This window comes from Marinilabilia sp. (assembly GCF_016278715.1).
Lineage (GTDB): Bacteria > Bacteroidota > Bacteroidia > Bacteroidales > Marinilabiliaceae > Marinilabilia.
On sequence record NZ_JADQBH010000063.1, the window covers coordinates 1 to 11,629 of the forward strand.

Genomic DNA, 11,629 nt, shown 5'->3' on the forward strand with positions numbered 1-11,629 from the left:
GTATCAAGACAAAAAAGTAATTCAGGGTTTAAGGGATGAAATCCCTTTTGGAAAATGTTTAGGACACTATTGGGTTTGTGAAAACAAATTCTTTCAAAACCATAATCGGCATCGGTGATTTAGGGGTAAAATTGCTTTTGGAAGATATTAAGTAAATTAATAAAAAAAAGGCAGAAGTCAGGATTTTAATCCAGTACCTTCTGCCTTTTTATTATATGTCTTAGCTGGTTAAACCGTTTTGTCCGGATACACCTCAAGTGCTTTTTTCAGAACCTCAATCGCTGTTTCCAGTTCTTTACGTTCCAAAACATAAGCAATTCTCACTTCGTTGGCTCCGTAACCGGGCGTACTGTAAAAACCTGTGCCGGGTGCCATCATTACGGTATTTCCTTCATATTCAAATTCGCTGAGAATCCATTGGCAAAAAACTTCAGAATCTTTTACCGGAAGTCTGACCATGGTATAGAAAGCACCTTTGGGCATGGGGCAAATCACGCCGGGAATTTTATTGAGCTCTTTAACCAGAAAATCGCGCCGTTGAATGTATTCTTTGTAAACATCAATAAAGTATTGTTCTGGAGTTTCGAGAGAGGCTTCGCCCACAATTTGTCCCAGTCCGGGGGGGCTCAGTCGGGCCTGCCCGAATTTAAGTGCCGCACTGATGAGTTCTTTATTCTTGGAAACCAGAGCGCCGATACGAACACCACACTCGCTGAAACGCTTGGAAACAGAGTCGAACATCACCGCATTTTCCTCCAGTCCCTTTAGGTGCATCACCGACTTATGCTTGTGCTCATCGTAACAAAATTCGCGATAAACCTCGTCCGAGAAGAAGAACAGATCGTGTTTTAATACCAGTTCCCGCAATTCTTCCAGTTCGCTGTCTGAATAGAGATATCCAGTGGGATTGTTAGGATTGCATATCACAATACCCTTGGTTTTTGGGGTAATCAGCGCTTCCAACTCTTTGATGGGCGGCAGTGCAAAACCATTTTCAATGGATGAGGTAACAGGAATTATTTTTATCCCGGATGTAATAGCAAATCCGTTGTAATTGGCATAGAACGGTTCGGGAATAATTACCTCGTCATCAGGATTCAGACAGCTCAGGAAAGCAAAGGTGATGGCTTCCGAGCCACCTGTGGTAATCAGGATGTCTGTGAATTCCACATCAATTCCGATAGACTGATAATACTTTGCCAGTTTGCGTCGATAGGTTTCATTTCCTGCAGAGTGGCTGTACTCAATTACTTTATCGGTGAGATTTCGGACGGCATCAAGTCCCACTTGCGGAGTGAATATATCAGGTTGTCCAATGTTCAGATGGATCACATTTGTTCCTCTTTCTGTTGCTTCTTCAGCAAAGGGAACCAATTTGCGAATGGGGGAAGCCGGCATTTGACCGCCACGGTTTGAGATGTTTGGCATTGGTTCTGTTTTTTTGGTTTATTACAAAGTTAGGGTCGAAAACCCACAAAGATAATGATACAATGCATCTTTTTAAGTTATTTTTTATTTTTAAGGCAAAACCGGGATTTATTTACTTATGCCGCATTTTCGGACGAAAATAAATAAATTTGCTTCCAAACATTTTTGAATATGGGTAGATCAAGATTTATTTTTATTCTGATACTTTTATTGCTTTCGGGATGGTTTAATTTCTCCGAAGGACAAATTGTCAATATTGACAAAAGAAGAACGCGGAATCCGGATAAGGGATTACAAGGGGAATTCAATCTGGGCTTTAACTTCATTCATACCACCTCCGACCAGAAACAGTTGAATTCACGTATCAAACTTCAGTACAATGATGATTTGAACACCTACCTTTTTTCATCCGATCTGGGTTTTAACCAGGTGGGGAGCGAGCGAAATGTGAACAATGGCGGCTTAATGCTGAAGTACAACTACTGGGTGCCTGAGAAAATTATTATCGCTGAGGGGTTTTTGCAATATCAATACAATAGAGTGAAAAGCCTAAAGCATCGGTATATCATTGGAGGCGGACCCCGGTTTAATATTGCGGACGGAGAGAAGTTCTCATTTTTTTTGGTCGGATATACCATTTATTTGAATGAGTTGTATGAGCATACCGATTATGAGCGGCGCAAAAGCCTGGTGAAGTTTAGCTCCATGGGCAGTTTTGACTGGCAAATGGGAGATGCTGCAAAATTGAGTCACAGCACTTATTACGAGCCTGATTATTCTGATCCTGCTGATTTTCGCCTGTGGAGTGAGACCCGTTTTAATGTCCGGATTTCACAAAAGTTCAATTTTGGTCTTTTTGTGAAACTTGAATATGATAATCTGGCACCCCCGGAGGTGGATAAGCTGTTTTACACGGTAACGAATTCCTTTCAATGGCGGTTTTAGAAATGTAAGTTGGTTACAATTAACTCTTATGTTTACAATAGTTCGTTAAAAAAAGCCTAAACGCAAAGACGCAATGGCGCAAAGTTTTTATTGTCAGAGAGTTGTGATAAATATCGCACATTGTGCAAATTACTCACTAACAGGCTTTTAAAAAAGTTTAACGGAGTATTGATGTTTAACCACATTGCATGAAAAGAAAGATTTTGAACCATATAAGGTTAAGTCCTTGTTATCAATATCCGGAATTATCAGGTGTGGCGGTTTCCGAACCGCCACTTTTGAGCACTTAAACCGAATCCATTTCCCGACATCTCTAAACAGCTAATTTTTTTGCCTCAAGTGAACGTAACTTGATTTAGAAATTTTAATACAATGGTAGAGGTTTTCCCCTATAAAATAACTTTTGCTCAACAGCAAACTCCCTCATTCTTTAAGCCTGATTAATTTTGGAACAAATTTTGTTAAGCAATCGAACAAATGTTTGTTGTATTCTAACCCTAGATTTATGAAGACCTTTCTTGCCTCTCTTTTCTTGTTGGCTTTCTTGCCTGCCATGTCCTTTGCTCAGGGAGTTCGTGGTACCATTGTTGATGAAAACGGAGATCCCGTTCCAATGGCCAGCATTTACTTACCTTCAGAAAAAACCGGAACTGCTTCAAATAGTGAAGGGAAATATGAAATACCTCTGGCTCCCGGAGAGTACGACCTGGTTTTTCAATCGCTTGGATTCCGGACCCGCACTTTTCATCTGACCATTCGCAAAAACTGGCTTGAGCTGGATATTGATCTGGAGCCGCAAAGTATTCAACTGCGTGAAGTGGTGATAAATCCTTCAGACGAAGATCCGGCGTATGGTATTATGAGAAAAGCAATTGGGATGGCTCCTTATTACCTGAGGCAAACAAACAAGTATCTGGCCGATGTTTATATAAAAGGATCTTTCCGGATGGAGAAAATCCCACGGCTTTTGAGGAATTCATTCACAATAAGTGTTGATGACATGGAAACACGAATGGAAGAGGGGCGCACTTACACTATGGAGTCGATGAATGAAATTTCTTTTATTGCTCCGGATACATTTAAGCATACGGTACTGGCTTCCCGAAGTTCTTTCCCTGCCGGGGATGAATCCACGGCCCTTGGGTTTATCAACAGCAGTTTCTACGAAGCAGACAATGGTATGGTTATTTCTCCTCTTGCACCGCAGGCCATGCGGCACTATAAATATCGCTACGAAGGGTATTTTGAAGAAAATGATGTGGAGGTGAATAAAATAAAGGTCACTCCCCGACGAAAAAGCCAGCAGTTGGTGAGCGGGTATATTTATATTGTTCAGAACTTGTGGAACATTCATTCGGTTGATGTGGAAGTGGAGATGTTTTTTGGTAATATCCGTGTCAAACAGGTTTTTCAGCCGGTAAAAGAGAGTGCATGGCTGCCGGTGACTCATCAGTTCGATTTGGATGTGGCCATGATGGGGGTGGAGGCAATTGTGGATTATTCCGGGTCCGTTAAATACAAAGAGGTTGAGCTGAATAATGTGTTGAAAAAACCGGAACAATTGCTGGATGTTGAGAGCGAGATGGTGACTGAGGAACCGGAGGCAGATTCGACTGAAGTAAAAACCCGGGAACAGCAACAGATTGAAACTTTGCTGGCCAAAGATGAACTCAATAACCGGGAGATGATGAAGCTGGCCCGTCTCATGGAAAAGAGTTCGGCCAAAGATGACCAACCCCAGGAACTTGAGCTCACAAGTACTTATGAGATGGAGTTTAAAAAGGATAGTGTGAAGCCCGACTCCACATTTTGGGAAACCCGGCGCCCGATTCCCCTAACACCTCTGGAATATGAAAGTTTTGAACTGGGAGATAGCCTGGCAGCAGTTAGTGCCGGGAAGAATGACAGTACTTCGACGGACAAAGACGGGGTGTTGGATAAGGTTTTAGGGTTTGCCACCTGGGGGAAACGATTCTTTTTGGCCGATTCGTCTGTGCTTGTTAATTATAACGGATTGATTGGTCTGGGGAACATTAATTTCAATCCCGTGGACGGATGGAATTACAAACAGTCTCTTGATGTAATATGGAAACAGGATTCGGTGCACCGTTTGGAATTTTCACCTGAAGTTGCCTATGCATTTTCGAGGGAGGCATGGATGTGGAAAGCAGGCCTGAAACAGACTTACGCTCCCTTGCTTCGGGGTGAGTTTGCTTTGTCGGCGGGTGATGTGACCTCCGATTTTAAAACTTCGGATATTGCCGTCAATCCCTTGGCTGATATGGTTGCTTCGCTAGTTTTCAAGGAAAATTATAAGCGGTATTTTGGGCGCCGGTTTGCAGAAATTTCTAACGGACTGGATTTAGCCAACGGGTTACGCTGGAATGTTTCAGCGGCTTATGAGTGGATGCAGCCAATGGTCAACAATAGCAACTATTCTTTTTTTAACCGGGATGAAGATTACAATTCTAATATTCCCGAAAATGACCAGTTGTTTTTCGGGCATCTGGATCAGCAGGAAAGTTTTTTCTGGACGACGGGGTTGTCCTATACTCCTCACTACTTCTATCGAATCGAGAAAGGGCGCAAAATAATGTCTCATTCTGACTATCCCACTTTTTCGCTTTTATTAAAACAGGGAGTATCCGCATTTAACAGTTCTGCAGATTATTTGCTTCTGGAAGGCGGAGTGGAACAGAAAAAGGAAGCCGGATTTTTCCCTGCGTTGTCCTGGGCTGCAAAGGGTGGCTGGTTTGCCCGTAACGAAGCCATGCATTTTTCGCATTTCAAACATTTTAATGCCTCCACATTGCCTGTTAGAATCACCGGAGGTCCTTCTTTTCGCTTGCTCAACGATTATGAAGCATCTACCAACGAATGGTATCTACAGGGTCATTTAAAATACAGTTCCCCTTATTTATTATTGAAATATTTGCCTGTTTTGAGCAATCGCTTGTGGAACGAATCCTTGCACTTGGATTATTTGCATACTCCGCAGTTGAAGAATTATATGCAGGTTGGCTATTCCATTGACCAGATATTTTTGATGGGCAGCATTGGTGTTTTTGCCGGATTTGAAGATGGTAAGTACGAACATTGGGGCGTCAGTGCTGTGCTTGAGTTTTGATTTCCGGGTTAGAATCAGGATTGAATTGTTCTGATCCTCGGGAAGAGTTGGTTTCTTATATCCTCTGAAAGTGAAAAAAAACAGAAAAGAACAAATTAAGTGGGAAAAGGTTTGCCGGAGCTAGTTAATAAATGTTATATTGTAAAACTTTTTAATAAATATGATATGAAACTTTTAATTAAACCCTTATGAAGTACCCACTTTTTATTTTATTGTTCTATTCTTTGTTTGTTGCTTGTTCTGTTGAAACCTCTGTTGAAATTAACGACCCTTCCGGGGAAGATGAATCTCCCATTTCTCAGAAATCATTGGAAGGAGCCATAAATGGAGAAGATTTTATTCTGGAGTCTGCTCTTGTTTCGGAACTTGTAATGTTTGAAGATAATGGATTCAAGTTTTTCTTATTTTCAAGCGAAGAAACTTGTTCAGATGACATGCAATACATTGGGAGTGATGTTTCTTTTTTTGTAGAAAGCGAAATACCTCTGGCTCCTGGCGAATATGAAGGTAAAGGACCTTATTTTTCCTATAAAACTGAAAGTGGTTCAGCTAGTGTGTCCTTTTTGGGGTGTACTTTAATAATTGATGATATAGATGGAGACCTGGTTTCAGGAAGAGTGCGGGGAGGAGATGTTGAGGATGGAACATACATCGAAGGAGCCTTTGAAGCAACCCTTTGTGGAAATTGATATTTTAACCAAAACTGATAGATTATGAATTTACGAAGTATTTTACTGATTGTACTGATCGGTTCTTTTGTATCTGTTAGCGGACAGCAATTACTGACTCCGTCAAGGTCTTTTTCTCATAATAAACCGGCCTATTTAACCCTTGAAGATGGTTCAGAATTGGAATGCACTATCGATAAGATTAAACGGAAGAAAGTGCTTATTGAAGAGGTTCGGATTATTGACGAAAATGGGAAAAAACAAAAGCTGAAGCCTGAGGATATTAAATTTATGTATTTGCCGCCAAGTAACTTTGATAAATTGGCAAAAGCGAATTCCTTTATCGGAGACGCCACCAAATGGAATGATGAAAAGCTGGAGCAGGATCTTTTAAATCAGGGGTATGCATATTTTGAATATACTCCCGTGAAGATAAAACGTAAAACAATGGGGCTGATGATGCAGTTGATTAATCCCGATTTTAGTCAGGAAATTCAGGTGTACGACGATCCTTTGGCAAAGAAAACTACTTCAGTCGGAGTTGCCGGAGTTAAAGTTGCCGGTGGAAATGCTAAATCATATTACGTTAAGCATTCTGATGATGAAATTGCTATTCGTATAAAAAAGAAAGATTATGACGAGCATTTTGACACCTTGTATGGAAATTGTGATTCACTAAAGTCAGTTGATCCGGATTGGTCCGAGCTGGTAAATCATATTATTAAATATACAGAATGCGCTGAGTAAGCGTGTTAATTAGATTTTAAAAGCCATGACTGCGATTTGTAGTCATGGCTTTTTTGTGTCATAATTATTTTTGTGCATTTGGAACAAAAATGTTTTACCTTGCATTTTAGTCAGATTTAAAATGTTGAATCACTTGACTTTCAGGTGGCACTTCTTTGTTGTGTCTGACCACCCTTATTTATTAATTATTTCTTTTTTATTATGAACATTTTTGTTGCAAAGCTCAGCTCCCGGGCTACAAGTGAAGATCTGGAGCAAATGTTTGGCGAATTTGGAGAAGTAACTTCCGCCAAGGTGATTATGGATCGTGAAACCGGTTATTCAAAACGTTTCGGCTTTGTTGAAATGCCCGATGACAATTCCGCAAATGCTGCCATCGAGAATTTGGATGACAAAGAGTTTGATGGTAGTCGTATTGTGGTCAAAAAAGCACGCGCCCGTGAAGAGGCGGGGGGAAGAGGAGGTGGTGGAAGACAATTCCGCCAGTCTCATTAAAAAAAAAATTATGAAAAGGCTGCCCGTTTGGGCGGCCTTTTTAATATATTATTGACCATTGCATTGGTTTTTCTTAAATGGTTCCATTCCTTACTTTCCCTTATGTTTCTAATGTGGTTTATGGCAGATTTAACAATTTTTTTCTGATTCGTCTTTTCTACTATTCTCCAACAACATTTCCTTTCAATACTTAAAGGTCAGCGAGTTTTTGTTATTTTTGCACCTTAATCGAATTTAACCAGGAGAAAGACAGATCATATTATGGAAATAGCAAGCAAGTACAGTCCCGCCGAGACGGAAGGCAAATGGTACAGTTACTGGATGGAACAGGAGTTTTTTAAATCTGTTCCCGATGAGCGTGAACCCTACACAATGGTGATACCTCCGCCGAACGTCACCGGTGTGTTGCACATGGGACACATGCTCAACAATACCATTCAGGATATCCTGGTGCGCCGCGCGCGTATGCAGGGCAAAAATGCTTGCTGGGTTCCCGGAACAGACCATGCTTCTATTGCAACAGAGGCCAAAGTGGTGAACAAACTGAAGGAAGAGGGGATTTCAAAATATTCGCTGACTCGTGATGCGTTCTTGAAACATGCCTGGGACTGGACCGACAAGCACGGTGGAATCATTCTGGAGCAGCTCAAGAAACTGGGCGCCTCATGCGACTGGGATCGTACCTGTTTTACCATGGATGAGGTTCGCAGTGACGGAGTTATCAAGGTTTTTGTTGACCTTTACAAAAAAGGATACATCTACCGTGGGGTTCGTATGGTGAACTGGGATCCCGCCGCCAAAACTGCCCTTTCTGATGAGGAAGTGATTTACCGCGAAGTACAGTCCAAATTATATTATGTGCGTTATCAGGTGGAAGGTGAGGAAAACGAGTACGTAACAATCGCCACCACCCGTCCGGAAACTATCCTGGGAGATACAGCTGTTTGCGTGAATCCCGGCGATGAACGATTTAAGCATCTGGTAGGCAAGAAAGTGCTGGTGCCGTTATTAAACCGTGCCATTCCTGTGCTTGAGGATGATTATGTGGATGTGGAGTTTGGTACTGGTTGTTTGAAAATTACACCTGCTCACGATATCAACGACTATGAAATCGGGATGCGTCATAACCTGGAATCCATTGATGTGCTCAACGACGACGGGACATTGAGCGAGGCTGCTGGACTTTATGTTGGACAGGACAGGTTTGATGTGCGTGATAAAATTGCAGAAGATCTTCAAAAAGCCGGAAATCTTGTTAAAGTTGAAGATTACGCCAACAAAGTAGGTTATTCCGAGCGCACCGATGCAGCAATCGAGCCTAAGCTTAGTACTCAGTGGTTCCTGAAAATGTCGGAACTTGCTAAACCCGCTCTTAAAGCCGTGATGGAAGATGAAGTACGTTTTCATCCGCCAAAATTTAAGAATCTCTACCGTCATTGGATGGAGAATGTGAAGGACTGGTGTATCTCTCGTCAGCTTTGGTGGGGGCACCGTATCCCTGTTTATTATCTGGAAGATGGCAGCTTCGTGGTTGCTGAAACAGAAGAGGAAGCCCTTCAACTTGCAAAAGAGAAGAGCGGAAATGCTAACCTTTCAATGGAAAATCTCAGGCAGGACGAGGATGTCCTCGACACATGGGCCTCATCATGGTTGTGGCCCATCACTGTTTTCGATGGTTTCAATCCCGATAACGACGAAATTGATTATTACTATCCTACCAATGATTTGGTAACGGCTCCAGAGATTATCTTTTTCTGGGTGGCCCGGATGATAATGGCCGGCTATGAGTATCGCGGCACCTATCCGTTTAAGAATGTTTACTTTACAGGGATTGTACGCGACCAGAAACGCCGTAAGATGTCTAAATCGCTGGGAAACTCGCCTGAGCCATTGGAATTGATTAAGAAATATGGTGCCGACGGCGTGCGTATGGGCATGTTGATGTGTTCTCCTGCTGGTAATGATATCTTATTTGACGAAAGTCTGACTGAGCAGGGACGTAACTTTGCCAACAAAATTTGGAATGCTTTCCGGCTGGTGAAAAACTGGGAAGTTGTAGCTGGCATCGAACAACCTGAAAGCTCAGCTATCGCCGTGGAGTGGTTTCAGAACAAATTGATGGAATCTATTGAGAAAATCAATGACCATTTCGACAAGTACCGTATTTCTGACGCTTTAATGGAGGTTTACCACTTGTTTTGGGGAGAGTTCTCTTCCTGGTATCTGGAGTTGATTAAACCTGCCTATCAGCAACCCATCGATGGGAAGACTTATGAATCTACCCTGAAGTTTTTTGATGACCTGGTGCGTCTGCTGCATCCTTTTATGCCCTTCATTACCGAGGAAATCTGGCATTATCTTGCTGATCGAAAAAAGGGTGAGAGTATAATGGTGAGTCTTCAACCGGACGCCGGAAAGTTTGACCAGACTTTGCTCGACCAGTTCGAGTACGTGAAAGAGGCTATCGGTGGGGTGCGCAATCTGCGTAAAGAAAAGAATTTGTCGCCACGTGAAGCACTAAAAGTGATGGTGATGACCGGGAAGGACGGTTATTTTAAGCAACTGGATCCTGTCTTGAAGAAACTGGCCAATCTGGAATCGGTGGAAGAGACTGGTGAGAAGGTTGCCGGGGCTGTTTCGTTTCTGGTGAAATCTTCGGAGTACTTCATTCCGCTGGAAGGACTTATCAACGTGGAGGAGGAAGTTGCCAAACTTGAAGAAGAGTTAAAGCGTATGAGGGGCTTTATCAACGGCGTGATGAAGAAACTTAGCAACGAGAAATTTGTGGCCAATGCTCCCGACAAAGTGGTGGAAATGGAGAAAAAGAAACAGGCCGATGCGGAAGCAAGAATTCAAGTACTCACCGAGAGTATTAAGAATCTGAAAGGATAATTTCTGGAACCTGAAAATATTAGGCGTTAAGCTATAAGAAATAAAAAAGCCCGGGGAATTCCCCGGGCTTTTTTATTTCTTATAGCGCTTTCAGGCTCATATCCAAACTCTTAATGTGGTGTGTCAGTGCGCCGACCGATATGTAATCAACGCCACATTCAGCATAGCTTCTAAGTGTTTTTTTGGTTATGCCTCCCGATGATTCAGTTTCGTATTTACCATTAATCATTTTTACTGCCTGACTGGTAGTTTCCGTGTCAAAATTGTCGAGCATAATGCGATGTACACCCCCGGTGTTCAGAACCTGTTGCAATTCGTCCAGATTACGGACTTCAATCTCAATCTTAAGGTCTTTACCTATTTCTTTCAGGTAACTTTGAGCGGTTTTGATAGCTTTTTCGATTCCGCCTGCAAAATCCACATGATTATCTTTGAGCATTACCATATCGTAAAGCCCCATGCGATGGTTCTCTCCCCCGCCGATTTTCACTGCTGCCTTTTCCAGAAAACGCATCCCCGGAGTTGTTTTGCGGGTATCCAGAATTTTGGTGTGTAGCCCGTTTACCAATTGAACATACTCGCGTGTCTGGGTAGCAATACCACTCATTCGTTGCATGATGTTGAGAACCAGTCGTTCACCTTTGAGAAGTGTAAGTACTTTTCCTTTTACAGTAAAGGCTACATCGCCCGGTTCAACTAGAGCACCGTCACTCAGCAGGGGACTGATTTCAATATCGGGTTGCAGATATTGGAAGATTTCGAATGCTACATCAACCCCTGCCAATACGCCGGTTTCTTTGACCAGCAGTTGCACTTTTCCTTCTGCATCGGGAGGAATACATGACAGAGAGGAATGGTCGCCATCGCCCACATCTTCTTTAAGGGCGTTAATAATAAAAGGTTCCAGGTATTCGTTCATCATCGGTTTAGTCTTGTTTCTCAATCCTTATTTGATGGATTAATTGTTGAGTATTGGTGGATTTTACCAAAAAGTAAAAGCGGTAGCAATTGCTGGAGCTGTTGTATTCCCCAATGGCAAAAGTTGCATTTTGACGGGTTCCATGATGAAGAACGTCAAAGGAGGTTACCTTATTTTTTTCAAAAAAGCTTTTCAAAATAAAATGAGCCTGTTCCTGACTGTAAACGCCTGACTCACCTGGCAGCAGTAGCTCCACCTTATTGTTCAGGTACGGTTTTAATGCTGCGGCATCCCCGGCTTTTACGGCTTTTACTACCTCCGGAGGCAATGGCCCCGTTTGTGCCTGAGCAAATGTAAAGGTCAATAAAAGGGCAATTACCGGTAGAAATTTAATCAGATTCTTCATTT

Annotated in this window: 9 protein-coding genes; 6 read left to right on the forward strand and 3 right to left on the reverse strand. The window is 42.3% G+C overall.

Annotated features, from left to right (window positions below; genetic code table 11):
- Positions 1 to 228: 228 nt before the first annotated feature.
- Complete coding sequence (locus tag QZZ43_RS04195; protein WP_291856578.1) at positions 229 to 1,428, reverse strand: pyridoxal phosphate-dependent aminotransferase; 1,200 nt, start codon at positions 1,426 to 1,428, stop codon at positions 229 to 231.
- A gap of 171 nt (positions 1,429 to 1,599) precedes the next feature.
- Here QZZ43_RS04195 and QZZ43_RS04200 point away from each other — a divergent pair, with 171 nt between their 5' ends.
- The 6 genes from QZZ43_RS04200 to QZZ43_RS04225 all read left to right on the forward strand — a co-directional run bounded on the left by QZZ43_RS04200 (position 1,600) and on the right by QZZ43_RS04225 (position 10,302).
- Positions 1,600 to 2,373, forward strand: coding sequence for a DUF481 domain-containing protein (locus QZZ43_RS04200; protein WP_291856580.1), 774 nt, complete (start codon positions 1,600 to 1,602; stop codon positions 2,371 to 2,373).
- A 505-nt stretch (positions 2,374 to 2,878) separates the two neighbouring features.
- Positions 2,879 to 5,500 (forward strand): DUF5686 and carboxypeptidase regulatory-like domain-containing protein, encoded by a 2,622-nt coding sequence (locus QZZ43_RS04205; RefSeq protein ID WP_291856582.1) that lies wholly within the window; start codon positions 2,879 to 2,881, stop codon positions 5,498 to 5,500.
- A 188-nt stretch (positions 5,501 to 5,688) separates the two neighbouring features.
- Complete coding sequence (locus tag QZZ43_RS04210) at positions 5,689 to 6,189, forward strand: hypothetical protein (RefSeq protein WP_291856583.1); 501 nt, start codon at positions 5,689 to 5,691, stop codon at positions 6,187 to 6,189.
- A 24-nt stretch (positions 6,190 to 6,213) separates the two neighbouring features.
- Positions 6,214 to 6,915, forward strand: coding sequence for a hypothetical protein (locus tag QZZ43_RS04215; protein WP_291856585.1), 702 nt, complete (start codon positions 6,214 to 6,216; stop codon positions 6,913 to 6,915).
- Between the two features lie 201 nt (positions 6,916 to 7,116).
- Entirely contained in the window at positions 7,117 to 7,410 is a 294-nt protein-coding gene (locus tag QZZ43_RS04220) for an RNA-binding protein (RefSeq protein WP_291856587.1), read from the forward strand.
- 261 nt (positions 7,411 to 7,671) lie between these two features.
- Positions 7,672 to 10,302: a valine--tRNA ligase gene (locus QZZ43_RS04225; RefSeq protein WP_291856589.1), complete on the forward strand. Its 2,631-nt coding sequence runs from the start codon at positions 7,672 to 7,674 to the stop codon at positions 10,300 to 10,302.
- A gap of 79 nt (positions 10,303 to 10,381) precedes the next feature.
- On the opposite strand, the gene nadC is transcribed toward QZZ43_RS04225, so the two are convergent.
- Both nadC and QZZ43_RS04235 read right to left on the reverse strand, forming a co-directional pair.
- Positions 10,382 to 11,224 (reverse strand): carboxylating nicotinate-nucleotide diphosphorylase, encoded by an 843-nt coding sequence (gene nadC, locus QZZ43_RS04230; RefSeq protein WP_291856591.1) that lies wholly within the window; start codon positions 11,222 to 11,224, stop codon positions 10,382 to 10,384.
- A 4-nt stretch (positions 11,225 to 11,228) separates the two neighbouring features.
- Positions 11,229 to 11,629 (reverse strand): DUF4783 domain-containing protein (locus QZZ43_RS04235; protein WP_291856593.1); only part of this gene is annotated, 401 nt, incomplete at its 5' end.

Bases quoted from the DNA above. Each gene is read 5' to 3' on its own strand.
- QZZ43_RS04205 (WP_291856582.1), top strand. From the start codon at position 2,879: ATGAAGACCTTTCTTGCCTCTCTTTTCTTGTTGGCTTTCTTGCCTGCC.
- QZZ43_RS04200 (WP_291856580.1), top strand. From the start codon at position 1,600: ATGGGTAGATCAAGATTTATTTTTATTCTGATACTTTTATTGCTTTCG.
- QZZ43_RS04215 (WP_291856585.1), top strand. From the start codon at position 6,214: ATGAATTTACGAAGTATTTTACTGATTGTACTGATCGGTTCTTTTGTA.
- QZZ43_RS04210 (WP_291856583.1), top strand. From the start codon at position 5,689: ATGAAGTACCCACTTTTTATTTTATTGTTCTATTCTTTGTTTGTTGCT.
- QZZ43_RS04220 (WP_291856587.1), top strand. From the start codon at position 7,117: ATGAACATTTTTGTTGCAAAGCTCAGCTCCCGGGCTACAAGTGAAGAT.
- QZZ43_RS04225 (WP_291856589.1), top strand. From the start codon at position 7,672: ATGGAAATAGCAAGCAAGTACAGTCCCGCCGAGACGGAAGGCAAATGG.
- nadC (WP_291856591.1), bottom strand. From the start codon at position 11,224: ATGATGAACGAATACCTGGAACCTTTTATTATTAACGCCCTTAAAGAA.
- QZZ43_RS04195 (WP_291856578.1), bottom strand. From the start codon at position 1,428: ATGCCAAACATCTCAAACCGTGGCGGTCAAATGCCGGCTTCCCCCATT.